Below are 23931 nucleotides of genomic sequence, written 5' to 3' on the forward strand. Positions count from 1 at the left end.
AATCTATGAAACAACTAATCCTGTTCATGTCCCTACTCTGCTGGGGTTTGTCAGTATCTGCTCAACAAAAGACACCTTATTGTACCGCATCTGCGCTTGAACAGGCACTAAGCTACCAGCCTTCTCGGACCAAGCCTTTGTTGTTAGCGCACCGGGGTGGCCCCGCCAGTAACGAAACGGAAAACAGTCTAGAAACTTTTCAGCGTATGTATCAGCAGATGCCGGAAGCCATTATAGAAATGGATGTCAGAATGACAATGGATAGCGTCCTGGTGCTTCTGCACGATGATGATATTTCCCGCACAACGACGGGTCTGGGATCGCTTAAAAGTATGACATGGGCCGAATTGAAACAACTGCGGCTGCGGGACTTGCAGGGTAAGCCGACCACTCACCGGATGCCACTGTTTGATGATGTACTGACGTGGGGCGCTGCTAAAGTCATCATGGCCATCGACGCTAAGCCTGGTACAGACCTGAAAAAAGTGATGCGATCCGTTGAGCGGGCGGGAGCATTAAATAGCGTTTTTGTCATTTGCTATTCGGTTGACGATGCAAAACGGCTTCGGAAAGCGTATCCTGACTTATGGGTTGCGCTTGGCTTTGAGCGACCTGAGCAGATTGACATAGTGAGTCAGTCAATCAAACTACATCATTTAATTGCGCTGTCATCACGGCAGCAGGCAGCTTTTTATCAGCAGTTTCATGAAAAGGGAATCGTTTGTACGGTTGGTACGTATGGTGCGAACAATCTAGATGAGCAGTCCCTAGATAATGTTTCTGATGAATACCAACGTTACTTCAAAAACGGTGCTGACATTTTAACGACGGATCGTCCTGCACTGGTCAACACGCTCTTTAATTGAACTGATAATTAGTGTAGGTCTTTATCCTTCACGCTGAAAGTGGATTTCAGCAATTCCACCCCCGACTGATACCCAGCTACGATCAGGCGGCCGATGTCGTCAGAAGTGAACTTCATCAGGTTCAGCGAAAGTGGTTCGGTCGGGCGAATAATACGCAGGGTTAGCTGGCGACCGTGAAGCTGTTCCCGCTCGGCAAAGCGCTCGGCCCAGGCGATGTCGTTATTGACCAACTGGTTTACCGTAATATCCTTCACCCGATCCATCAGGTTCAGCAGATTGCGATAGTTGAATGACTCATTGTAGATCTTTTTGGCATGGCAGGCGACGCAGGCAATGTCCGTAGCGCCGTCTTCGATAGCAACGCGTAAAGGAGCTACTTCGCGCAGGCCTCCGTCCAGAAAAGCCTTTCGATAATCTCCTCCAATCTGAACGGCGGGCATCAAAAAGGGTAATGAACTGCTGGCGTATACGTATTCCATGAAGTCAGGATCGAACGCATCAGCGTAACGCATGTCGCCCCCGATAATGTCTACCGCGCCGACTTTGATGGCGAGTGGTCCTGCTTTGAGTAAATTCAGATCTACGTGATTCTGGATTAGTTTGCGGAGGGGTGTGTTATCGAGTAGTCCGTCGAACCGGCTGAGAAGTGTATTGTAACCCAGTCGGAAGCGAGACCGAATGATGGCAACGTCGCTCGGCTGCGTAATATTTCGAATCCAGAACTCGATCAAACTCTTGCCTACTTTCTCCCAGTCTACGCTTCCTTTATCGACATGCTGACGAGCGGCTTCGTTGGCAATGAACGTAGCGTTCAGGCTGCCTACTGAAATTCCGTACAGCTGCTCAGGAACAAATCCAGATTCAAACAATGCCATAACGGCTCCTGCCTGAAAGGCCCCCTTCAAAGAGCCCCCACCCAACACCAGCGCTTTGATGGGCGGCTTGACAGGAGGGGGCACTGCCGAAGCATCAGGAAGTGAGGGCGTTGGATTGTTAATCATAAGGGCGAATGGAGTAGGAACTGCGCGTAAGATGATGATTTTTAGCAGATAAACAAAGTGGGTCACTTCTGTGACTTCTGGCTTTTGCTTGCTGCTTTTTCGGCGTCTGCGCTTTCCTTACTATACTTGCTGAAAAATTAGCCGTATCAGTCAGGACGTAGCCTAGAGCAGGCAACTTGTAAGCTCCTGACTTCGCAACTTCGGCTGTCGCTTCCCCAAAATGGCCCTTACCATCGCCGACATACAAGCACCGATTGCTGCTGAGATGAATCAGTTTGAGCAGAAGTTTCGGGGGATGATGAAAAGCGATGTCATGCTTCTCGACCAGATCATGAATTATATCGTGAAACGGAAAGGGAAACAGCTACGGCCCATGTTCGTCTTTTTGATGGCGGGTGTCTGTGGTCCCATCGAAGAATCTACCTACCGGGGAGCGTCGTTAATCGAGCTGCTGCACACGGCTACGCTGGTCCACGATGACGTAGTAGATGATTCCAATTACCGGCGGGGTTTTTTCTCGATCAATGCGCTCTGGAAAAACAAAGTAGCCGTACTGGTGGGCGATTATTTGTTATCGCGGGGATTGTTGCTGTCAGTCGACAACGGTGATTTCGAACTGTTGCAGATTGTGTCGACAGCTGTTCGGGAAATTAGCGAGGGCGAACTGCTGCAAATTGAGAAAGCCCGTCGGCTGGATATTACCGAGGAGGTATACTACGAAATCATCCGTCAGAAAACGGCTTCGCTGATTGCCGCCTGCTGCGCCGTAGGAGCACGCTCTGTCGGTCGGGATGCGGAAACCGTTAAAAAAGCCCGCCTGTTTGGCGAGAAAGTAGGTATTGCTTTTCAGATTAAGGACGATCTGTTCGATTATGGCACGGCTGAAGTCGGTAAACCGTTAGGGATCGACATCAAAGAAAAGAAGATGACCCTGCCCTTGATCTACGCCCTTAATCAGACCGGTTTCTTCGAAAAGCGCCGAATTATTAATCTGATCAAGAACGAAAGTGACAATCCGCGTAAAGTGGATGAAGTCATTACGTTCGTCAAGAATTCGGGCGGAATCCAGTACGCAGCCGAAGCCATGAACCGTTACGTTGCCGAAGCGCAAACGCTACTCAATTCATTCCCTGATTCGCGTTATCGGCAATCGCTGCATCAACTAGTTCAATACACCATCGAACGTAGTAAGTAGTCGGCTTACGAACTGATCGGCTTTTTATTTCTTATTCTACTGTTCAGAATGCGAACGCCGTCGAGCGTAGCACGCAGGCTGCGAGTCAAGCTTCTCTACACAACCGACTTGTGCGCACAGAAAACCTATCTGTGGTTAGCTGGTTATGAAATCTAAAACAGATTACAAAGAGCCAAACTACTATGGACGAGAAGAAAGTAAAGAAGATAGCCCGGCTGCTGTTGGGAGCTAATTTAATTTTTGCCGGCGTGAGCCATTTAACTTTCGCCCGGCGTGGCTTTCAGGCGCAAGTGCCGAAATGGGTACCGCTGAACGTAGATGATACGGTCCTTTATTCGGGTGTTGCGGAAATAGCGCTAGGTAGTAGCCTTGTCCTGACGGATAAGAAGCACCAGGCAACCGTCGGTAAAGTGGCAGCCGCCTTTTTTGCCGCTGTTTTTCCCGGTAACATCGCTCAGTACGTTCATAACCGCAGCGCATTAGGGCTGGACACCGATCAGAAGCGATTCGTACGGTTGTTTTTCCAGCCAGTACTCATTTACTGGGCTCTGAAAAGTACCGAAACGAAATAAAAATCACTACAACCAGAGAACGGGCTAACCCTCAGGAATGATAGACTTCAGACAAGGAGTCGCTACCTTTGCGTAGTGAATGTCAAAAAGCTCCTAATTCCTTACATGCGTCTGCCCATTCTTTGTTTGGTGCTACTGGCGACAACCGCCCTGGCTCAGTCGCCCAAATCAACCCAATCTCCTCCTAAACAGCTTGCTACAGCGACGAAGGGAGCTAAACACCCAAAACTGGTCGTGGGTATTGTCGTGGATCAGATGCGATATGATTATCTGCATCGCTACTACGATAAATTTGGTCCGAGCGGTTTCCGCCGAATGCTGGATCAGGGATTTAACGCCCGTAACAATCATTATCATTACGCAGCCACCTACACGGGTCCTGGTCATGCGGCCGTTTATACCGGCTCCGCTCCAGCCCTGAATGGCATTGTAGGTAACGACTTCTACGATCGTAAACTGGGCCGTTTAATGTACTGCGCCGAGGACACAAGCGTGCAAACGGTTGGCAACACGGGTACGGCCGGGCTGATGTCGCCCCGGAACCTGCTGGTTACCACCATTGGTGATCAACTGAAACTTGCCACCGATGGTCGGTCGAAAGTAGTCGGCATTGCACTGAAAGACCGGGGGGCAATTATGCCGGCGGGGCATGCGGCCGATGGCGCTTACTGGTTCGACTCAAAGGACGGAAATTTCATTACCAGTACGTATTACCGGAAAGATCTGCCACAGTGGGTACAGGAATTTAACGGCCGTAAGCTGCCGGAGCAGTTTATCACGAAAAAGTGGGAAATGAGTTTGCCCGCCAGTCAATACGTAGAAAGTACGATTGACGACGAGCCCTACGAATCGACGCTACCCGGCGAAGCTAAGCCAGTCTTCCCGCACGAGTTCATCGTCCAGACGGGAACGCCTAAGTATGAACTACTGCGTACCAGTCCCTTCGGCGATCAGATCACGAAAGACTTTGCTGTAGCCGCGCTAAAAGGGGAGAAACTGGGCCAACACGACGTAACGGATATGCTTTGCGTCAGCTTCTCGTCGCCCGACTACATCGGACATGCGTTTGGTACGCACTCCATCGAAACTGAAGACAACTACCTGCGTCTGGACAAGCAACTGGCTGAGTTGTTCGCTGAACTGGACGCCAGCGTCGGTAAAGGGCAATGGCTGGCGTTCCTTTCTGCCGACCACGGTGCTGCTGACGTGCCGGGTTTCCTGAAAGAATACCGGATTCCGTCGGGCGTAAAAGGGTACGGCGAAATTGGCGACTCGGTCAAAACGTCCCTCGAAAAAGCGTATGGTCCCGGCAAATGGATGCTGTCGTATTTTAATCAGCAGGTGTATCTGAACCACGCGCTGCTGGCACAGAAGAAAATTCCTATTCAGCAGGTGTACGAGTTGTTGCAGAGCGTACTGATGAAACAGCGAGGTATCGTTAACGTCGTGAATCTACACGATCTGGGTTCGGAAGCTATGCCCGAAATTCAGGCGAACATGTTCCGCAACGTCTATCACCCAAACCGAAGCGGTGATTTTTACGTCATGCTGGAAGCCGGCTGGTTCGAAGGGCGCACGCGCGGAACAACGCACGGCACAACGTATTCGTACGACACACACGTTCCCTTTCTGATGTATGGCTGGGGCATTCAACCCGGTCAGCTTCTGCGCCGGACGCATATTCACGACATTGCCCCAACGGTCACGGCCCTATTAGGTATCCTGGAGCCGAACGGCTGCGTTGGCAACCCTGTCCCGGAAGCCATCGCTAAATAAGCCGCTTCCCGGCAGGTAAAACTTGATTGTCAACAGCAGACGCCAGCTCAGGTGTCTGCTGTTTTTTTATTGGATCAAGAATTGAACTTCCTTGAAGGCGTAATACCTTGTCGTATCCTCTTCCGCAATGGCTAGCCGGCCGACTTCGTCAATACCCACGATCGTACCACGGAACCGTTCTCCATCGCGGCTGAACTCGTGCGTTTCCTGGTAGCGGTACATAATTTCTAAGTAATCGGCCTTGAGCGTTTCACGCTGCCCATCTTTTAGTTGCAGATACCGACGCTCCAGCGATTCACACAACGTGCTCAATAACCCTGGCAAGCTGTAACCGTCAGGGAAGGGGACTTCCTGCTGCAAGGACGTCGCGGTAGGAATAGGAAACTCAATTTGATTGACATTGATGCCGATGCCAGCAACTGACCAGGCGATCCGATATCCCTGAATACTATTTTCGATAAGAATTCCGCCTAATTTTTTGTTGTTAGCGTACAGGTCGTTTGGCCATTTGATACGTAATGAATCGCCCAGCAGAGGGACCAGCGCATCGTAAATGCCCAGCGAAACGGCCATGTTCAACCAAAACTGCTCGGATGCTGTTAAGAAGAAGGGACGTAGGATCAGGGCAATCATTAGATTTTGGCCTGGCTGTGCTTCCCATACATTACCCCGCTGGCCCCGGCCAGCCGTTTGGAAGTCGGTTACCACAATAATACCTTCTTCGGGCACCGTATTATTCGGTCCGCCCTGGGCAATCATAGCTGACGCTTCGTCGATAGTTGACTGACAGCTTGGCAGATATTGTACTTTTTGACCGACGAAAAGCGTTTTGGGATAGATTTTGTACAAAAGATTGTATAGTTTAGTAGTAAGTTGTTAACGTATGGTGCAGTTGTCGAGTATGACAACCCGGCAGCGTACCCGCTCGTTAACAAATCGTGCAATGTTAACCGGAAAGCATGAGAATCAACAAAAACAGTGAATTTACCGCCGAGCAAATCCGTGACTTTATCGTTCGGGGAATGCAGGAAAAAAAAGGTCAGGATATCGTCGTAATGGATTTACGAAACGTTAGAAACGCCATCTGTGATTACTTTGTGATATGTTCGGGTAACTCCGATACGCAGATTGATGCTATTGCGACGTCTATCGAAGAAGAAGTTTATAAAGCGAGTAAGCAGGACCCCTGGCATAAAGAAGGAAAAATGAACCGGGAGTGGATCCTACTAGATTACGTGGATGTCGTTGCGCACGTATTTAAAAAGGACCGCCGGTCGTTCTATGATCTGGAACAGTTGTGGGGTGATGCCGAAATTCAGCAGATTGAAGAAAATTCAATGTCAGCGGTTTCCTGATCCGGACAAATATTCCGCCGTTCGTGGGACGTTTTAACCACTTATCCTAACGGTTTTACTGTAGAAACATTCGTTTGTAAAACCGTGTTACCCTTGAAATCTGTATTGTACAACCTGAGGAAATGGCAGAAAACAATAGTAAAAATCCGTTAGTACCCCGTGGGGGACCGCGCAAGCCCAACTTTCAGGGGTGGATTGTCGCGGTATTGATTGCTGCGATCCTCGGCATTACGTTCTTTAATCGGAGTTCGGCTGTCCGGGAGACTTCTCAGAAGCGGTTTGAGCGGATGGTGAAAGACCATGAAGTGTCGGAGGTCGTTGTCGTGAATGACAAAATCGCCGAAGTAACGCTAACTCAACAGGCGGCCCAGAGCCCGAAGTACAAGAATTTATTTTCTGATAAATCGTATTTTGGTAGTAATCGTGGTCCTCATTATCAGTTTCAGGTAGCTTCGGGTGAGACCTTTAAAAAAGATCTCGACGCCCTACAGCAGAATTTCCCTGACAACGAAAAAGTAGAATACCGATTCGAACAACGAAGTGACTTCGGTAGCATAATCAGCACCTGGGGCTTCCTAATCGTCATGATCCTGGCTATGTATTTTCTGCTGGGACGGATGTCGGGCGCAGGTGGGCCAGGCGGCCAGATTTTCAACATTGGTAAGTCTAAAGCCGCTCTATTCGACGCTGACAATAAGGTAAAGATTACGTTCAGCGACGTAGCGGGTTTGGACGAAGCTAAGGAAGAGATCAAAGAGATCGTTGATTACCTGAAAAATCCGGGCAAGTTCACGAAACTGGGCGCTAAAATTCCGAAAGGCGCTTTGCTGATTGGCCCTCCAGGTACGGGTAAAACGTTGCTGGCGAAAGCCGTTGCTGGTGAAGCTGGCGTTCCCTTCTTCTCACTGTCGGGTTCTGACTTTGTCGAGATGTTTGTTGGGGTAGGTGCCGCGCGGGTTCGTGACCTATTCAAACAGGCAAAAGAGAAAGCGCCTTGTATCATCTTCATTGATGAGATTGACGCAGTTGGTCGCTCACGGGGCCGTGGCTCGATGCCGGGTGCCAACGACGAACGCGAAAATACGCTGAACTCGCTGCTGGTTGAAATGGATGGTTTTGCTACCGATTCAGGTATCATTATCCTAGCGGCAACGAACCGTCCTGACGTACTGGATTCCGCGTTACAACGCCCAGGTCGCTTTGACCGGCAGATTAGCATCGATAAACCAGATATTGTTGGACGGGAAGCGATTTTCAAAGTTCACCTGAAGCCGATCAAGCTGTCGAACGACGTTGATCCTCGTGAGCTGGCAGCCCAAACACCCGGGTTTGCTGGGGCCGAAATTGCCAACGTTTGTAACGAAGCTGCGCTAATTGCTGCCCGTAGCGATAAGGAAGCTGTTGATATGAAGGATTTCCAGGACGCGATGGATCGGGTAATCGGTGGTCTGGAAAAGAAAAACAAACTGATCTCGCCAGAGGAGAAAGAGATTGTCGCCTATCACGAAGCTGGCCACGCTGTTGCGGGCTGGTTCCTGGAGCATGCCGATCCACTCGTAAAAGTAACGATCGTACCACGTGGAGTTGCGGCTCTGGGATACGCTCAGTACTTGCCCCGTGAACAGTATCTGTATCGTACTGAACAACTCATGGACGAAATGTGCATGGCACTGGGCGGTCGGGCAGCTGAGGATCTGGTGTTCGGTAAAGTTTCAACCGGTGCATTAAGTGATCTGGAACGCATTACGAAACTTGCCTATAGCATGGTAACTATGTACGGCATGAACGACAAGATTGGTAACGTATCGTTCTACGATTCGAAACAATCGGACTATTCGTTCAACAAGCCATACTCGGAAGAAACCGCTAAGCACATTGATGAAGAGGTTCGTAAGATCGTTGAAATGGCTTACAACCGGACCAAAGATATGCTAACCGATCACAGAGATGCGCTGGAAATCATCGCGAAAGAATTGCTTGCCAAGGAAATTCTGTATCAGAACGATCTGGTTCGGTTGATCGGTAAGCGGCCTTTCGAGCGCGAAACGGTCTACCAGGCGTACAAAAACAAAGGTGCGGAAGAGATAAAAGAAGAAATCGGCAAAGAAGCCAAACCTTCGGAAATCGAACCCGAAACACTGCCGATGTAAAGCATAGCGTCACAAAATACAAAAGGGCTTTCTCCAATGGGGAAGGCCCTTTCTGTTTATACAGCAGTCGCACTTTAAGCAGCAAAACAATAATCGGAAAGCCGCGCAGGTTTTAGATGTATACCGCACCTAGGGGAATAATAAGAAGTGTCTTCGTAAACTGGCTGACAAATGATGGATAAACACAATCAGCAGCAACAATACGTTCAGCATTTGTACTGGCGGGCGGGTTTCGGCGCTACGCCAGCCATGATTCAGGATGAGCGTAAAGCGTCGATCAGGCAGCTCGTCAGGAAGCTGATGAACGATAGCCGCGAGTTTGTTCCCTTGAGCATGACAGGAGTCGAGCAGCCTGTCCGTCGAAAGGAGCTGCGTGGTTTGGTCAAAGAGGGTACTCTGGACCGTAACGAGCTACGAGAGCAGATTAAGCGGCAGAATGAACAGATCCGGGACTTGAACGTGCAGTGGATGGAGCGTATGGCGTCGGGTGAAGGAGTCTTGCGCGAAAAGTTAGCCTTTTTCTGGCACGACCACTTTGCCTGCCGGGTGCGGAATCCGGTGGCCGTGCTTCAATACGTCAATACCATTCGGCGGCATGCGCTGGGGAAATTCGGAGATTTGTTAATGGCGGTGTCGAAGGAGCCTGCCATGCTTCAGTTTTTAAACAATCAGCAGAATCGCAAAAACGCTCCGAATGAAAACTTCGCTCGGGAAGTGATGGAGTTGTTTACGTTGGGCCGGGGTAATTACACGGAACAGGACATTAAAGAGGCTGCCCGCGCTTTTACAGGATGGGGGTTCACTACCGAAACGGAATTTGTGTTCCGCTCAAAGCAACATGATGATGGCGCAAAAACCATTTTTGGTAAAACCGGCAATTTCGCGGGTGAGGAAGTAATTCAACTCCTGCTGGCACAAAAGCAAACAGCTCACTTTATCACGACTAAGCTCTATCAATTTTTAGTCGACGATCAGCCTGCCACGGATCAGGTAACGGGCAAACGACTCAAGACGCTATCGGATCAGTTTTATGCCAGTGATTACGACATTTCCGATCTGGTACAGACGATCCTGACGGCGGACTGGTTTTATGATAGTCGTTCCATTGGTAATCGAGTCAAATCACCGGTTGAATTGCTGGTGGGCATGCAGCAGGCGCTGGATATTACGTTTCCGCAGAAACAACCACTTGTATTTGTACAGAAAACGCTGGGGCAGGTGCTGTTTTATCCGCCCAACGTAGCGGGCTGGCCCAGCGGACGTAACTGGATCGACAGTTCCAGTCTGCTTTTTCGGATGAAATTGCCCGACGTTATCCTGCGAGCTGGTACCCTGGGCGTTCGTCCGAAGGAGGACGGTGATGTGAATACGCAGGCGCTGGATCGAAAGGGGAACGGGTTTACTAACGTAACTGTCGACTGGGCGACGTTTGATAAAGCATTTGCGGCTGTACCTGATGATGAGTTACTCAACGCACTAGCGCAGTACTTGCTGCAACGGCCACTCGGCAACAGCCAGCGGCAGGTCGTTTTACGGCGTCTGAAGACGGGTGAAACCCGCCCCGAACGGATCAAAACTTTAGTTATCGCGTTAATGGCGCTGCCAGAATATCAACTGTGCTGATTGCCTAAAATCTGAAAAGTATGAAACGGAGAAACTTCATCAAGCAATCGGGCCTGACCGTGGCTGGAACGATGCTCATTCCTCATTTTCTGAAGGCGTTTGAGACCAACTATGCTGGGGTAATAGCTTCGTCGGGTAAAACGCTCGTCATTGTTCAGCTTTCGGGTGGAAATGATGGTTTGAATACGGTTGTCCCGTTTCGAAACGATATTTATTACCGAGAGCGGCCGACGTTGGCTGTTGCTTCCGGTAACGTATTGAAGCTGAACGATGAGATCGGCTTTAACCCGGCGCTAGAGTCGCTGAAAGCTCTCTACGACGATGGACTGGTGACGGTCATCAACAACGTAGGGTATCCAAACCCGGATCGGTCACACTTTCGCTCGATGGACATCTGGCAAACGGCAAGCCGATCGGATCAATACTTGTCGACAGGCTGGCTGGGGCGCTACCTAGACGCTACCTGCTCGGGTTCGGGCTGCCTGCCGCACCGAGCCATTGAGGTTGACGATACGCTTAGCCTAGCCCTGAAAGGCGGCCGGGTAAATGGTCTGGCGATGCTGGACCCAAAGAAATTATACAACCAGACCCAGAGTTCGTTTGTACATGACTTAGCCAAACTGGACGCTGATCACGCGTCAGAGCCGGATAATCTACACTATCTGTACAAGACGCTGGCCGAAACGAACTCATCGGCGGCTTATGTATATGATAAAGCGGGCAAGTCTGGAAAGAATATTCACCGTACGCAGGGCGCGTATCCGACAACGGAGCTGGGCAATCGCCTGAAGACCGTGTCAGAGTTGATTCAGTCGGGTGTTGCTACGAGTGTGTATTACATATCGATTTCAGGCTTCGACACGCACATCAATCAGGCGGGGCAACAGGAACGGCTATTGAAGCAGTACGCCGACGCGATGAAAGCATTCATGAGCGATATGAAAGCATCAAACCGCGAACGGGACGTATTAGTGATGACCTTCTCGGAATTTGGTCGGCGGGTGAAACAAAACGCCAGTAATGGCACCGATCACGGCACCGCAAACAATGTGTTCCTGGTCGGTGGCGATGTACGGCCAGGAAAAGTATTCAACGAAGCCCCCAACCTAACCAGTCTGGATGAAGGCGATTTGAAATATACCGTTGATTTCCGGACAATCTACGCGTCGCTGCTCCGTAATTGGCTTAAGGCCGACGACGTAGCCATTCTGGGCCAGCAGTTCGACACGCTCAGCTTTGTCTGACTAAGCTATGAATCCGCGCGTCAATGATGGGCCAACTCGCTTTCCTCCCGGTAGCTGAGTAATCCCCAGGTCATCACCAGGGCGGTTAAAATAACCGTCAGCATCAGCGTGCCGGATGGGAAGCCAGGAAGCCAGAAACTGTCAGGAATACTCAGAAAGAGCAGAACCGTGATCAAACCACGGGGTGCAATCGGCACCACTGACATCAGCTCTTTGCCAACCAGTCCTTTAAACAGCAGGAAGCGAATTAGAAAAATTAACGCGACCAGTACCGAACTACCTATCAATGCCGGGGTCTCCAGTAACAGATTTAAGTCAGTAGCGTATCCGAACAGCAGAAAGAAGAAAGTTCGAACGATGAAGGTTGTTTCGCCGGTCAGGTTCTTGATCTGTTCCAGCTCACTCTCGAAAAGGTCATTGTTAAACCATCGTCGTAACGGCCCCTTAATGAACAATTCTGTGTTGTTCATGAACAAGCCGAAGACCAGTACCAGCAGTAATGACGAGAGGTGATAGAGTTTACCGACGTTGTAAAATAGAATCAGGCACGTAATGATTGGGAAGTACTTGACGGGGTGGTTGATGATACTGATTAGGTACAACAGAACGAAACAACTCACCACTGACAAAATACAGATCAGTATGGTATCCTCGACAAAGGCAAACACCGACCACCAGCCGCCTGGGACGTTGTAGACCGCGAAGTTGAACGCCATGATGCCCATGATGTCGGACATGGACGACTCATACGTAACAAACTCCCGGCTGATGGCGGAAAAATTACGAACGCTGGGAATAGCCACGGCGCTACTGATAACCGCAAAGGGAATAGCCGTCAGCAAACTGCGCGGAAACGGCTGCTCCAGCCAGATCGAGAAGAATACGCCGATGGCTAGTGTTGTCACAACAATGGAAACAAAAGCAGTCAGAAAGGCTCGTTTAATGAGGTGGAAGCGATCGGAGGATATCTCAAGTTCCAATGCGCCTTCGAGCACAATCAGGATAAGGCCAATCGTCCCGAGAACAGGCAATAACCGATCGACGTAAGGAATCTGTATATCAACAAGATTCGTCAGTTGGCGTAAACCAATGCCAGAAGCGAGCAGGAGAATAACGGCCGGAACTCGATAACGGCGACTGAAAAGATCGAATAGGTACGACAGTAAAACAACAAAACAGAGTACGATAATCAGTTCGGTATTTCTCATGCGTACGGTGGTGAACAGGGAGCTAGTGCGACCTTTTGCTTTCTTTTTTAGTGAATAATCGAGCGCAGACCGGGGCGACCAACTGCCCGAGCGTGTAACGAAATTGCTGAAAATAGGTCAGTTGGTCGCCATTCTACAGCGATTAACTCCCAACCATGCCGGAAGGTTAGCAACGGAGATCAGTAAAATAGGGCAATTTAAACTCGATTAATCTTTACCGCTGCCTATAACCAGGAGGACGGGATGAGGGTTAGACGTAGTAGAGAACAGCGTTCGGGAGGGACTGTCCTGACGGCGTTTTCACTTGTTTCTAACTCACTCGTTATGGCAAAAACTGGAGCTGACCTGTTGGTCGAACGACTTTTGGACTGGGGTGTTGATACGATCTTTAGCCTGCCCGGTGATGGTATCAACGGTATATACGAATCACTACGGACACATCAGGACAAGATAAGGCTGGTGCAGGTGCGTCACGAGGAGGCCGCGGCCTTTATGGCCTGCGGTTACGCCAAATTTACGGGCAAGCTGGGCGTTTGTCTGGCCACGTCGGGTTGTGGTGGTATTCACCTGTTAAACGGTCTTTACGATGCCAAATATGATAATCAGCCGGTGCTGGCCATAACCGGGCACGCAGCCCACGACATCAGTGGTACGTTCTACCAGCAGGATGTTGACCTGGTCAAAGTCTTCACGGATGTAGCAGCGTATAACGAACGGGTAATGGGTCCTGACCACGTTGAGAACGTAACGGATCAGGCGATTCGGACGGCGCTGGGGCAACGGACGGTTACGCACATATCTTTTCCGAAAGATTACCAAGACTGGACCGTGAGCGATGATAAACGGTCTACCTCTAATATTGCGGACCACAGCAGCGCAACAAAAGTACATTATGACGTAGCCCCTTCATTGACGCAGTTACAGCAGGCCGCTGATATCATTAATGCTGGTAAGAACGTAACGATTCTGGCGGGTCGGGGTTGCCTAAACGCACGCGATGAGATTATTGCGTTATCAGATGCCGTAGGAGGCCCCGTCATTAAAGCCTTACTAGGAAAAGGTGTCTTGCCCGATGAAGATCCGCATACCACCGGTGGACTCGGTTTGCTAGGAACGGCCCCATCGCAAGATGCCATTCAGGAGTGTGATACGTTGATCTTATTGGGGACCCATTTTCCTTATTTTGAGTACTTTCCTAAACCCGGTCAGGCTCGTACGGTGCAGATTGATATTGATGCCGCACACATCGGCGTTCGCACACCGGTTGAGTTGGGCTTAGTCGGTGATTGTAAAGCTACCCTACAGGCGTTGTTACCACTCCTTCAGCCGAAACAGGACCGCAGCTTCCTCAAAAAAGCGCAGGAACGTATGATGCACTGGCGGCAGCTGATGACAGAACGAGGGACGCAGGACACCATGCCGATGAAACCACAGATTATTCCGCACGCGCTCAGTCCGCTGTTGCAGAACAATGCCATCGTTACGTGCGACTGTGGTAACAACACGACCTGGGTGGCCCGGCACATTCAGATGCGGGGTGATATGATGTTTTCGACCTCGGGACTACTAGCGACCATGGCGTCCGGCCTTCCGTATGCTATTGCCGCTTCGGTAGCTTTTCCAGAACGGCAGGTTGTAGCGCTGGTAGGTGATGGTGGATTTACGATGCTGATGGGCGAGCTGGCGACGGCGGTGAAATACAAACTACCGATTAAGGTCTTTATCTTCCACAACAACTCCTATGGGCAGATCAAGTGGGAGCAGATCGTGATGGAAGGAAATCCCGAATTTAACGTCGATCTGCAATCAATCGATTTTGCCGCCTACGCCCGTGCCTGCGGGGCCGTTGGTTTCACCATCAACGATCCCAAAAATGCCGACAGTGTCATTCGGCAGGCGCTGGCGCATGATGGTCCTGTCATTGTTGATGCCATCGTGGATCAGAACGAGCCGCCAATGCCGGGTAAGATTACTACCGAACAGGCACTGGAATTTGCAAAAGCGTTAGCGCGTGGAGAGCGCGACCGGAGCGAAATAATCAAAAACGTAGTTGTCAACCAGTTCAACGAAGCGGTGGCGACAAAAGGCCGTAGCCTGCTGGATGTTATTCCGGGGCTAGGCTAATTAATCCGTTTGTTGTACTCATGGGCGAATCGAAGTCAGGCGCTTCGGTTCGCCCATTGTCGTTCTACTAATAGAACTTGCCAGGCCTACTGTTGCATACATTACCATGCGCCAACTGCTGGAGAAATTGTCGGGGTGTTACGTTCAAGTAAAAGGCAAAATCTTTGCTCAGGTGGCTATAGTCATAATAACCGAAGCGGTCCACCAGCTCTAACCAATCTACAGCAGCGTTAGCTTCAATTTCCTGCAAATACGTGAGCACCTGCTTGAAACGTAGAAAGCGAGTCATTTCTTTTGCTGAGTAGCCAAACTGAGCCCGTAGACGTAATTGCAAACTTCTGGGTGAAACACCTCGTTCCTGTGCCAGCGTTTTTACGGGTTCGATCGCTGGGTTCTGAAAATAAGGAATCCCTTTAAGCAACGTAGCCGTTTCGTCATCCAGCGGGGCTACGTGATGCAGGAAGTAACTGGTTAAAACATCCAACCGCTCAGTAAGCGTCGGTAACTCTGACAACTGTGTCCACAATTCACTAAAATATGACGCGTCGATCAACGAATTAGGGGATGTGGTCGGTTGACTGACGGGAATATGGAAAAGGCGATAGAAGCCATTGAGCGTAAAGTTGATTACAATCAGATCAGAACCGGGAAGCAGCGTGTAGCTGAGCATTTTTTGCAATGGTCCCATAACCGCCGTCTTCTCAACGAAATATTCCTGCTCACCAAGCGAAAACGGAATGGCTGGTCCGAAGTTAAAAACTAACATTACCTCGTAGTGGGGCAACAAGCGTTGCTGAACAACCGGTGCGTCCTGATCATGCTGAATGCAGTAAAAATGGCGGAAGACGGTAGCCAACCGCTCGTCGGCATCGATCAACTGACTACGGGTTGGGCCTGTCATTTCGTTTTCTTACAAGTTTTACGGTCTGCGAGTGTGAACCTTTGTTCCAGCAAAACGAAAAAGGATTCGTTTTGGATCAACGGATTGCTTACTAATCGGTTAACCACGTACACCCATGCAGACGGAATCGACCAATGCCACGCAGACAATTAACAAAGCCAATGTCCCAACCCTGCTCGTTACGGGCGCTACGGGAAGTGTCGGCCAGGAAGTAACAAAATTATTAGCCGAACGGGGGATTCCCTTTCGAGCTATGGTTCGCTCCATTCAAAACGCTGAGCGACTGGCCGCGTTGCCGGGGGCGGAGCTGATCGAAGGCGATTTTAATGATCCGGCGTCCCTGGCCCAAGCCTTAGCGGGCGTGGAGCGGGCTTTCCTGCTGACAAACTCGTCGGAACAGGCCGAGGCACAGCAACTCGCCTTTGTTGCCGAAGCCAAACGGGCGGGTGTGTCGCATATCGTCAAATTATCGCAGTTTGCCGCTGTGGCTGACTCGCCAGTACGTTTTCTCCGTTATCACGCCGTTGTCGAGCAGGCTATTCAGGAATCGGACATGAACTACACCTTTCTGCGGCCCAATCTGTTCATGCAGGGGCTGCTAGGCTTCAGTCAGTCGATCAGGGAGCAGAGTAAATTCTTTGCGGCCATTGGCGACGCGAAAGTCAGCGTGATTGATATTCGAGATATTGCCGCCGTAGCCTTTGCTGCGCTGACGGCGAAAGGCCATGAGAACAAAACGTATACGCTAACCGGTCCTGAAGCCTTGACGCACGCGGAGATGGCCGAGAAACTGTCGACTGCTCTGAGTCGCCATATTACGTTCGTCGACGTTCCGGCTGAAGTTATGCACGACGCGCTTCTTGGGGCTGGCTTTCCGAAATGGCAGGCGGAGGGATTACTCGAAGATTACGCCCATTATAGTCGCAACGAAGCGTCGGCCGTTACGACCGATGTGCGGGACGTAACGGGAAAGCTAGCCCGAAATTTTATGGATTTCGCCCGAGATTATGCGCCCGCCTTTTCGTAAACCAGTAGAAACGCCGGAGCCAGCTGTAACGCTGGCTCCGGCAGTAGAAACGATTACTTCCTGGCCCAGATCAGGCCGTAGTCCATCTGTGTCGGGAGATTATCTTCGGTTGGCGTCAAACCGGCCTGGACAAACCACGACCGATGCTCGGCGCGACTGTACAGGCGACCTTTGGTGCCCCAGAAAAGCGCGGCCGAGTAATCCGTAGCGGGTAGCGGACCATCCAGCGTGTCGTTCAGAAAGGTATCGTGTACCCAAAGCTCACCGCCGGGGCGGATAGCCGCAGCAAACCGATTGACTAATGCTTGGCAGGTTGGTGTTGGCCAGTCGTGCAACAAACTGGCTGACAACAGTACATCGGTCTGCGGTAGTTCGTCCGTCAGCATGTCGCCGGACAGGAACGTAACGCGATCTTTAACACTACTGGCGCCAGGCCGGCCACTTTGACAGAATTGATCGAGCAGTTCAGCCGCTACGGTCAGCACCGCCGGCCGGTCAAGGACTGTTGCGGTGGCATTAGGGTTGGCTAGCAGCCACTCGTAGGTATAGTAACCTGTGCCGCCAGCTACGTCCAGGAGATGGCCATCGCGCCGGCTCATGTTCGCGGCTACGAGGGGCGACAAATGGCGCGCCCGACCCGCCAACCCCAGCGTTAGCGTGCGAGCCAAGTCCGGATCGTCCATAGGCGAGGGGCCATCTCCTTCTTTTACGTACGTAACGCCATCGGGTGCGTCCAGCGGGCCATCATTTTGCAGGCGAGTAATCATTTCCAGAACACCCACATCGTCCTTCTCCAGGCCCACGTAACCAACAATGTTCGTAGCGTTCTGCTGCGTTACGTAACGGCCCAGTTCTGTAATTTGCAGCCGGTCTGATTCATCGTACTCAAGCAGCCCCATAGCGCATAGAGCCGGGAAAAGAACCATCGCCGGACGCTCAGTCAAGTTGAGTTGCTGACGGATGTCAGTCAGTGAACGAGGGCTGTCGGCTAGCGTGTCGAAAACGCCCAGATGACAAACGGCGGCTACCAATAGTCGGGAACCGTACATGGCCCGCAGGTGGCGGGTAATAGGAGCAAGATCAAGTTGAGTGGTACTGTGCATGCCAAAAATTTCCCCGGTGGGGCGTGGTAAATCAAAAGTCGGGTTTAACTGAAGAGGTTACGCGTTAAAAACTCATTCTGGAATTTGCCGGTTGGATCATACTCCTTAACCAGCTTCCGGAAATCGGCCAGTTTTTCGTAGCGGGATTGGAGCACCGACGGGGCCATCGTAAACAGCTTACCCCAGTGCGGCCGGGCGTTGTGAGGAGCTAGTTCTTTTTCGATCACCGGTAGCAACTTTTTCACCGCTGGCCAGTCCTGCTTCCAGGTAAAGTGAATGGCTACGCTGGGTTGTTTATAACAGGGACTCATCCAGAAATCGTCCTGGTCGATGGTACGTATTTCCGAGATCAGCAGGTGTGGGTTGACCTGTTCACGCAGCCGCTCCACAGCCAGAATGGCGTCGACGGCGTTTTTGCGGGGTACAAAATATTCTGATTGAAGTTCCTTGCCGCTGCTGGGCGTGAATCCCATCTTGAAATGCGGCATCCGTTCGTACCACGGCCCCGGTACGCCCATCTGCTCCGTGCAGTTTTCGGCCGAAATGTCGACGATGGGATGGAGGTTCTTCTTGGCAGGCGTCGCGCCGTAGAAATCAGCTTCCGGCGTTGATCGACTGTCATCTACTTTGCTCTTGACCCAGACTTCGTTGATGCGGTTATTGAGCCAATCCGTAAACAGACTGACGCTGTAGCCACTGCCCATAATTTTCTCGAAGTTATCCTTCAGTTGAGCCGTAGGCAGGTTTTCGTACACATACTGCCGCATTTGGAACGTCGGCTGGACATCGAGCGTAACGCGGGTGACCGCGCCAAGCGCTCCCAAATGGATAACAGCTGCCCGGAATGTATCGCCATCTTTTTTGCGTGACAACGTTCTAACTTCCCCATTTGCCGTTACGATCTCCATGGCTGATACGGCCGTCGCCAGGTTGCCCTGCTTCATGCCCGATCCGTGCGTGGCTGTTGCGCAGGCCCCTGCCACAGAGATGTGTGGCAACGAGGCCAGATTGTGCAGCGCGAAGCCTTTGCTTTCCAGATAAGGCGCTAATTGACCATATTTCAAGCCGCCGTCAACCGTAACGGTTTTGGAGTCGCTATCCAGCTGAATCGCTTGTTCGTTGGGTGGCAAACCGATGAACTGTTGGGAACTGTCGGCAATCGTATTGAAGCAGTGACGCGTGCCCAGTACTTTCAGTTTCGGATATTTCTGAATAATTGTTTTTGCCTGGTCGAGTGATTTTGCCTGATCCAGTTTACTCGTGCTATACGTCAGATTACCAGCCCAGTTCTGGATTTTCTCGTCGGGGAGCCAGCTTTCCAGGGGCGAAAGAAAGGGTGTTGCCAGCATGGCTGAGGATAATTTAATGAACGTTCGTTTTTCCATCGTGTTAAGGGTTGCTACGAAGCTACTCAGAAAATAAACAGCAACCTTACCTTTACGACATGGCTTTTATTCAAATGGATGAATACACGCTGCGCGGTTATGAGTGCGATGCGACCGGTCGAGCGAGCATCGCAGCCTTGATGAACCTGATGCAGGAATCGGCGAATCGAAATGCAATTGCCTACGGAATTGGTATTGCCGATCTGGCCGCCCAGGGGTTCGGCTGGATGCTGATGCGCTTCCGGGTGCGGATGCATCACTATCCGCGCTACGGGCAGACGATTCGCGTGGTTACGTATCCAACATTTGTCGAAAAATATTTCATTTACCGGGACTTTCGGGTATTAGCCGAAGACGGTACCTTGCTGGCAGATGCGGCTAGTACCTGGCTGGTGTTTTCGGTTGCTCGTCGAACGATGGTACCGCTGCCCGCTTTTATTCGGGCCATGATGGTGCCCCCCGAAGTAGAGGCCTTGTCGCGGCTACCGCTGAAGCCGGATTTTCAGCTGAACGAATGGGAGGCAGCCTCGGAACGAATCGTGGAAGTTGGCTGGACGAGTATAGACCAGAACCAGCACGTCAACAACGTATCGTATGTGCAGTGGTTATTGGAAGCACTCGACCGAAAAACGCTGCTGACCCGCGAACTGGCCGAAATAGACATCGTTTATCGGGCCGAGACCCACTGGAAAGACCAGCTACGGATTCAATGTGCTTTAGAAACGACCGACTGTATCGTGCATCGGATTGAATTAGAAAACCAAAATTCGAGTGAACCTGCTAAGGAAGTGCTTCTGGCGCGAAGTCGGTGGCGAATAAGTTAACCGATTAACCATTGCCTGCTATGACTGCTTTTGATCCTGAAACGAACAAGACGAGCACGCTGGATACCGTGCTGAATGGACTGATGTGTCGGTACAGTGAACGCGTGCCGGACGTGCAGCGCATCATTGGCGCTATGATCGACGAAGGAATTATTACGTCACCCACGGAGATTGAAAACGATCATATTGCGTTCCGGACAATGGGCGTGCCGAACCTGGGGATTGCCTCATTTGAGAAGATCTTCAGTCATTATGGCTACGTGAAACGCGACGAGTACAACTTCACGGGTAAGAAACTGACGGCCTACTGGTATGCCCCGCCGGAGCCACGTTACCCTCGGATTTTTGTCAGCGAACTACGCGTTCACGAACTGTCTGATGAGGCACAGCAGATCATTCATCGCTATACCGATACCGTAACGAGCGATCCGGTGGACAACCTGGATTTGAACGATGGCGACGCGGTCGATGCATTTCTGCATCAGCCCCTTTGGATGATACCCACGTTGGCTGATTACCAGACGTTGCTGGCCGAAAGTGAGTATGCCGCCTGGGTTATTTACAATCGGTACTACCTGAATCACTTCACGATCAGCGTGCACAATCTGAAATCGGGATACAATACTATCGACGAGTTTGTCGCCTTTCTGGAAAAACGCGGATTCCGTCTGAATTCCGCCGGGGGTGTCATTAAAATCAGTCCGGATGGTGATCTGCGCCAGGCGTCAACCGTAGCGCAAATGATCGACGCCGAATTTGCCGGGGGGGATGTGTTTCGCATTGCTGGTTCTTACGTCGAATTTGCCGAACGGCGTGTGTTGCCTGAGTTTCGGAATCTGCCTCCCCAGCAGATCACGCGGCAGCACCGACGCGAGGGCTTCGAAGCGGGCAACGCCGACAAGATTTTCGAGAGTACATTCACCACGCAGACAAACCGGTAGATTACTTCCTGGGAGCTATCGCTTTCCTTCGTTGACGAATCAGAGCTGGTTGATTAGATTCAGGCATGAAAACCCTAATTGCCTTATTTGCTTGCTTGGTTGGCGTAGTGATGAACACTCAGGCGCAGAAAGCTGCCCCCGTGGGATTACAACTCTACAGTTTCCGGACACAGTTTGAAAAGGATGTTCCGGGAACGATGGCCAAGGTGAAGGCAATGGGTTTTCGGGAGGTCGAAGTGGCGGGTACGTATGGACTCAGTCCAGCCGACTTTCGGAAACTACTGGATCAGAACGGAATCAAGGCTATTAGTACTGGAGCGAGCTTTGAGGAGTTGGAAAACAATATACCGGGCGTTATCGAACAGGCTAAGGCGCTGGGGGCGAAGTACGTTACCTGCGCCTGGATTCCGCATCCCGGCGATACGTTCACGATTTACAACGCCAACGACGCTGTCGACGTGTTCAATACGGCGGGCCGGTTACTGGCCGAAAACGATCTCAAACTCTGTTATCATACCCACGGCTACGAATTTCAACCCTTCCAGCCTGGGCCAGTCCAGGCCGGGTCATTTCAGTCAGGAACTAACCAGGCTGGACCGACAGTGACCCCCCAAAACAGTACGTTCTTCGATTACCTCGTAGCTACCCTAAATCCTAAGTACGTCAACTTCGAAATAGACGTGTACTGGGTAAAATCGACTGGGCTTGACCCTGTGGCGTTGTTGCAGAAGTACCCTCGTCGTTTTACGCTCATGCACCTAAAAGATCGGAAACCCGGCACGCCTGATGGTAAAACCGGCCACGCCGATGTGGAGTCTAATGTGCCATTGGGCCAAGGTGATGTCAACATCCCGGCCATTATGAAACAGGCCAAAAAAACGGCTGTCAGGCACTATTTCATCGAGGACGAATCGTCGCGGTCGATGGAACAGGTGCCTGACAGCCTGCTATTTCTGGAAAAAGTAAAATAGCCCTATCGCTGGGCATTGAAGGCAATGCGAAAGCGATCGCCGGTTTGCGGATCAGTCTGTGATACGTCGAATTTGACTGTTTTTCCGTCAGTTGTGCCCAGCGGTAATGTCCTCAGGTAGAGATCGTATGAACTGCCGTTTTGCCGTACTTCGACGCTGTCGAGTGGGATCGTTGCATCGGAGGAGCCCGTGGCTTTTAGCGTTACCAGCATATCGACAAAATTAGTGGAGTTATTCACCTGCGTAATGCCGAGTGTACCAGAGACCGTAACATTTTGGGTTTGGTTTGTCGTCGGCAACTGCGGTAGGTACAACGTGTCCGCCCCGTCTAACAGTAGAAACGCACTCAAGGTATAATTACCGGCAACGGTTGATGCTGGTCCCGACGGAGTTGGGTCGTCTTTTTTGGAGCAGGCTGCTAAAACTAAGCCAGCAAAGACGAAAAGAAGAAGGTGTTTCATCTTGACTAAGTGAAGGTTGAGCCAGTAGAACGTAAAAAAGAAGCGGACCGGTTATTTTATCGCGTTAATGGTCTCTGCTCGTTAATGTCAACGGTAAGAGAGCCGTGTTGGCTAAACGCGTGGTCTAGGTAAGGAACAATTTTTACAAGGTGAGAAAATGCAGAGCGATTGGGACAAGACGCCGTATTTCGATTAATCCTGCCGATTTTTGCGGGATGAAAAAGGTGCTTTTGCTGCTATTACTTGTGTCGGGATGGAGCGTTCAGGCGCAGGTATTGCGGAAACGGACGGTAAAGCTGATGGGCAGTCGATTCGACATTACTATTGTTGCCCAGGATTCACTGTCAGCCGAGCAGCACATCGACGAAGTTATTGCAGAAGTAACCCGTATTGAAGATCTTATTTCCGACTGGCGATCGTACACGCAAATTTCCAAAGTCAATCAAAACGCCGGAATCGCTCCGGTAAAGGTCGATCCCGAAGTACTCGCCCTGACAGAACGAGCCCTGCATCTCTCTACACTTACCAACGGCGCGTTTGACATCAGTTTTGCGGCTATGGACCGCATCTGGAAATTCGACGGCTCGATGACCGAGATGCCCAGTCCGGAGGCAATTAAAAATTCGGTTCGGAATGTAGGGTATCAGAACATCGTCCTCGACCGGGCGAAGTCGACCATCTTTCTCAGAAAGAAAGGCATGAAAATAGGCTTCGGAGCGCTGGGGGAGGGCTATGCGGCCGACCGCTGCCGGGCCATAATGCTGGCCAAAGGCATCAAGGCCGGTATCGTCAACGGCTCGGGCGATATGAGTACCTGGGGCAAGCAGCCCGATGGCCGCGACTGGTCCATTGGTATTACCAATCCGCTACACAATGACACGATTTTCGCCGTTGTTCCCCTGCATAAGCCAGCCGTCGTTACGTCGGGTAGTTATGAAAAATTTGTGGTGTTCAATGGCAAACGATACGCTCATATCATTAACCCCAGCACGGGGTACCCGGCCACGGGTGTCAGCAGCGTAACGGTGTTTGGCCCCAGCGCCGAACGGGCCAACGGCTTTAGCACGTCCATAATGGTGCTGGGTAAAGAGGCTGGTTTGAAGCTAATTAAAAAATACCCGGCCTATCAGTACATCCTCATTACCGACGAAGGACAGATTTTCTCATCGCCCGGCCTGGGGCTCAAGCAACGTAATTTATAAGA

General features: G+C 51.0%; 21 protein-coding genes. 14 read left to right on the forward strand and 7 right to left on the reverse strand.

Going from position 1 to position 23931, the window contains the following annotated elements; translation table 11 throughout:
- Positions 1 to 5 precede the first annotated feature (5 nt).
- A complete protein-coding gene (locus tag ACYVAD_RS22660; protein WP_461141823.1) occupies positions 6 to 866 on the forward strand; it encodes a glycerophosphodiester phosphodiesterase family protein in 861 nt (286 codons plus the stop codon).
- 8 nt (positions 867 to 874) lie between these two features.
- Here the strand turns inward: ACYVAD_RS22660 and ACYVAD_RS22665 are convergent, their stop codons facing one another.
- Entirely contained in the window at positions 875 to 1867 is a 993-nt protein-coding gene (locus ACYVAD_RS22665) for a patatin-like phospholipase family protein (RefSeq protein WP_461141824.1), read from the reverse strand.
- A 220-nt stretch (positions 1868 to 2087) separates the two neighbouring features.
- Between ACYVAD_RS22665 and ACYVAD_RS22670 the strand changes: the two genes are divergently transcribed.
- The 3 genes from ACYVAD_RS22670 (at position 2088) to pafA (ending at position 5410) form a co-directional block, all read left to right on the forward strand.
- Positions 2088 to 3062 (forward strand): polyprenyl synthetase family protein, encoded by a 975-nt coding sequence (locus tag ACYVAD_RS22670; RefSeq protein WP_461141825.1) that lies wholly within the window; start codon positions 2088 to 2090, stop codon positions 3060 to 3062.
- 182 nt (positions 3063 to 3244) lie between these two features.
- Positions 3245 to 3634 carry a DoxX family protein gene (locus tag ACYVAD_RS22675; RefSeq protein WP_461141826.1) on the forward strand — a complete coding sequence of 130 codons (390 nt, stop codon included), beginning with the start codon at positions 3245 to 3247 and terminating at the stop codon, positions 3632 to 3634.
- 105 nt (positions 3635 to 3739) lie between these two features.
- Positions 3740 to 5410, forward strand: coding sequence for an alkaline phosphatase PafA (gene pafA / locus ACYVAD_RS22680; RefSeq protein ID WP_461141827.1), 1671 nt, complete (start codon positions 3740 to 3742; stop codon positions 5408 to 5410).
- A gap of 66 nt (positions 5411 to 5476) precedes the next feature.
- On the opposite strand, the gene ACYVAD_RS22685 is transcribed toward pafA, so the two are convergent.
- Entirely contained in the window at positions 5477 to 6259 is a 783-nt protein-coding gene (locus ACYVAD_RS22685) for a biotin--[acetyl-CoA-carboxylase] ligase (RefSeq protein WP_461141828.1), read from the reverse strand.
- 110 nt (positions 6260 to 6369) lie between these two features.
- On the opposite strand from ACYVAD_RS22685, the gene rsfS reads away from it, so the two are divergent.
- From rsfS to ACYVAD_RS22705, 4 genes are all read left to right on the forward strand, one after another.
- Positions 6370 to 6765, forward strand: coding sequence for a ribosome silencing factor (rsfS, locus tag ACYVAD_RS22690; protein WP_461141829.1), 396 nt, complete (start codon positions 6370 to 6372; stop codon positions 6763 to 6765).
- A 122-nt stretch (positions 6766 to 6887) separates the two neighbouring features.
- Positions 6888 to 8915: an ATP-dependent zinc metalloprotease FtsH gene (ftsH, locus tag ACYVAD_RS22695; protein ID WP_461141830.1), complete on the forward strand. Its 2028-nt coding sequence runs from the start codon at positions 6888 to 6890 to the stop codon at positions 8913 to 8915.
- A gap of 171 nt (positions 8916 to 9086) precedes the next feature.
- On the forward strand, positions 9087 to 10538 hold the full coding sequence (locus ACYVAD_RS22700; RefSeq protein ID WP_461141831.1) for a DUF1800 domain-containing protein: 1452 nt from the start codon (positions 9087 to 9089) through the stop codon (positions 10536 to 10538).
- 20 nt (positions 10539 to 10558) lie between these two features.
- Positions 10559 to 11782, forward strand: coding sequence for a DUF1501 domain-containing protein (locus tag ACYVAD_RS22705; protein ID WP_461141832.1), 1224 nt, complete (start codon positions 10559 to 10561; stop codon positions 11780 to 11782).
- 20 nt (positions 11783 to 11802) lie between these two features.
- Here the strand turns inward: ACYVAD_RS22705 and ACYVAD_RS22710 are convergent, their stop codons facing one another.
- Positions 11803 to 12990, reverse strand: coding sequence for a cation:proton antiporter (locus tag ACYVAD_RS22710; RefSeq protein WP_461141833.1), 1188 nt, complete (start codon positions 12988 to 12990; stop codon positions 11803 to 11805).
- Positions 12991 to 13314: 324 nt separating this feature from the next.
- Between ACYVAD_RS22710 and ACYVAD_RS22715 the strand changes: the two genes are divergently transcribed.
- Positions 13315 to 15114 (forward strand): thiamine pyrophosphate-dependent enzyme, encoded by a 1800-nt coding sequence (locus ACYVAD_RS22715; RefSeq protein ID WP_461141834.1) that lies wholly within the window; start codon positions 13315 to 13317, stop codon positions 15112 to 15114.
- A 67-nt stretch (positions 15115 to 15181) separates the two neighbouring features.
- Here the strand turns inward: ACYVAD_RS22715 and ACYVAD_RS22720 are convergent, their stop codons facing one another.
- Positions 15182 to 16015, reverse strand: coding sequence for a helix-turn-helix domain-containing protein (locus ACYVAD_RS22720; RefSeq protein ID WP_461141835.1), 834 nt, complete (start codon positions 16013 to 16015; stop codon positions 15182 to 15184).
- A gap of 115 nt (positions 16016 to 16130) precedes the next feature.
- Between ACYVAD_RS22720 and ACYVAD_RS22725 the strand changes: the two genes are divergently transcribed.
- Entirely contained in the window at positions 16131 to 17042 is a 912-nt protein-coding gene (locus tag ACYVAD_RS22725; RefSeq protein WP_461141836.1) for an SDR family oxidoreductase, read from the forward strand.
- 53 nt (positions 17043 to 17095) lie between these two features.
- Here the strand turns inward: ACYVAD_RS22725 and ACYVAD_RS22730 are convergent, their stop codons facing one another.
- Positions 17096 to 18145, reverse strand: a complete 1050-nt coding sequence (locus tag ACYVAD_RS22730; RefSeq protein ID WP_461141837.1) for a methyltransferase — start codon at positions 18143 to 18145, stop codon at positions 17096 to 17098.
- 44 nt (positions 18146 to 18189) lie between these two features.
- A complete protein-coding gene (locus ACYVAD_RS22735; protein ID WP_461141838.1) occupies positions 18190 to 19530 on the reverse strand; it encodes a D-arabinono-1,4-lactone oxidase in 1341 nt (446 codons plus the stop codon).
- A 59-nt stretch (positions 19531 to 19589) separates the two neighbouring features.
- Here ACYVAD_RS22735 and ACYVAD_RS22740 point away from each other — a divergent pair, with 59 nt between their 5' ends.
- The 3 genes from ACYVAD_RS22740 to ACYVAD_RS22750 all read left to right on the forward strand — a co-directional run bounded on the left by ACYVAD_RS22740 (position 19590) and on the right by ACYVAD_RS22750 (position 22266).
- Complete coding sequence (locus ACYVAD_RS22740) at positions 19590 to 20354, forward strand: acyl-[acyl-carrier-protein] thioesterase (protein WP_461141839.1); 765 nt, start codon at positions 19590 to 19592, stop codon at positions 20352 to 20354.
- Positions 20355 to 20374: 20 nt separating this feature from the next.
- Entirely contained in the window at positions 20375 to 21295 is a 921-nt protein-coding gene (locus ACYVAD_RS22745; protein ID WP_461141840.1) for a 2-oxoadipate dioxygenase/decarboxylase family protein, read from the forward strand.
- 65 nt (positions 21296 to 21360) lie between these two features.
- Positions 21361 to 22266 (forward strand): sugar phosphate isomerase/epimerase family protein, encoded by a 906-nt coding sequence (locus ACYVAD_RS22750; protein WP_461141841.1) that lies wholly within the window; start codon positions 21361 to 21363, stop codon positions 22264 to 22266.
- Between the two features lie 2 nt (positions 22267 to 22268).
- On the opposite strand, the gene ACYVAD_RS22755 is transcribed toward ACYVAD_RS22750, so the two are convergent.
- The gene (locus tag ACYVAD_RS22755) at positions 22269 to 22727 is read right to left on the reverse strand and encodes a hypothetical protein (protein ID WP_461141842.1); all 459 of its coding nucleotides are present in this window, start codon (positions 22725 to 22727) and stop codon (positions 22269 to 22271) included.
- A 215-nt stretch (positions 22728 to 22942) separates the two neighbouring features.
- Between ACYVAD_RS22755 and ACYVAD_RS22760 the strand changes: the two genes are divergently transcribed.
- Complete coding sequence (locus ACYVAD_RS22760; protein WP_461141843.1) at positions 22943 to 23929, forward strand: FAD:protein FMN transferase; 987 nt, start codon at positions 22943 to 22945, stop codon at positions 23927 to 23929.
- Positions 23930 to 23931 lie beyond the last annotated feature (2 nt).

Source organism: Spirosoma pomorum (assembly GCF_054776615.1).

Coding starts and splice junctions, on each gene's coding strand:
- rsfS (WP_461141829.1), top strand. CDS start 6,370: ATGAGAATCAACAAAAACAGTGAATTTACCGCCGAGCAAATCCGTGAC.
- ACYVAD_RS22760 (WP_461141843.1), top strand. CDS start 22,943: ATGAAAAAGGTGCTTTTGCTGCTATTACTTGTGTCGGGATGGAGCGTT.
- ACYVAD_RS22710 (WP_461141833.1), bottom strand. CDS start 12,990: ATGAGAAATACCGAACTGATTATCGTACTCTGTTTTGTTGTTTTACTG.
- ftsH (WP_461141830.1), top strand. CDS start 6,888: ATGGCAGAAAACAATAGTAAAAATCCGTTAGTACCCCGTGGGGGACCG.
- ACYVAD_RS22730 (WP_461141837.1), bottom strand. CDS start 18,145: ATGCACAGTACCACTCAACTTGATCTTGCTCCTATTACCCGCCACCTG.
- ACYVAD_RS22700 (WP_461141831.1), top strand. CDS start 9,087: ATGATGGATAAACACAATCAGCAGCAACAATACGTTCAGCATTTGTAC.
- ACYVAD_RS22675 (WP_461141826.1), top strand. CDS start 3,245: ATGGACGAGAAGAAAGTAAAGAAGATAGCCCGGCTGCTGTTGGGAGCT.
- ACYVAD_RS22660 (WP_461141823.1), top strand. CDS start 6: ATGAAACAACTAATCCTGTTCATGTCCCTACTCTGCTGGGGTTTGTCA.
- ACYVAD_RS22720 (WP_461141835.1), bottom strand. CDS start 16,015: ATGACAGGCCCAACCCGTAGTCAGTTGATCGATGCCGACGAGCGGTTG.
- ACYVAD_RS22740 (WP_461141839.1), top strand. CDS start 19,590: ATGGCTTTTATTCAAATGGATGAATACACGCTGCGCGGTTATGAGTGC.
- ACYVAD_RS22715 (WP_461141834.1), top strand. CDS start 13,315: ATGGCAAAAACTGGAGCTGACCTGTTGGTCGAACGACTTTTGGACTGG.
- ACYVAD_RS22735 (WP_461141838.1), bottom strand. CDS start 19,530: ATGGAAAAACGAACGTTCATTAAATTATCCTCAGCCATGCTGGCAACA.
- pafA (WP_461141827.1), top strand. CDS start 3,740: ATGCGTCTGCCCATTCTTTGTTTGGTGCTACTGGCGACAACCGCCCTG.
- ACYVAD_RS22755 (WP_461141842.1), bottom strand. CDS start 22,727: ATGAAACACCTTCTTCTTTTCGTCTTTGCTGGCTTAGTTTTAGCAGCC.
- ACYVAD_RS22745 (WP_461141840.1), top strand. CDS start 20,375: ATGACTGCTTTTGATCCTGAAACGAACAAGACGAGCACGCTGGATACC.
- ACYVAD_RS22705 (WP_461141832.1), top strand. CDS start 10,559: ATGAAACGGAGAAACTTCATCAAGCAATCGGGCCTGACCGTGGCTGGA.
- ACYVAD_RS22670 (WP_461141825.1), top strand. CDS start 2,088: ATGGCCCTTACCATCGCCGACATACAAGCACCGATTGCTGCTGAGATG.
- ACYVAD_RS22725 (WP_461141836.1), top strand. CDS start 16,131: ATGCAGACGGAATCGACCAATGCCACGCAGACAATTAACAAAGCCAAT.
- ACYVAD_RS22750 (WP_461141841.1), top strand. CDS start 21,361: ATGAAAACCCTAATTGCCTTATTTGCTTGCTTGGTTGGCGTAGTGATG.
- ACYVAD_RS22665 (WP_461141824.1), bottom strand. CDS start 1,867: ATGATTAACAATCCAACGCCCTCACTTCCTGATGCTTCGGCAGTGCCC.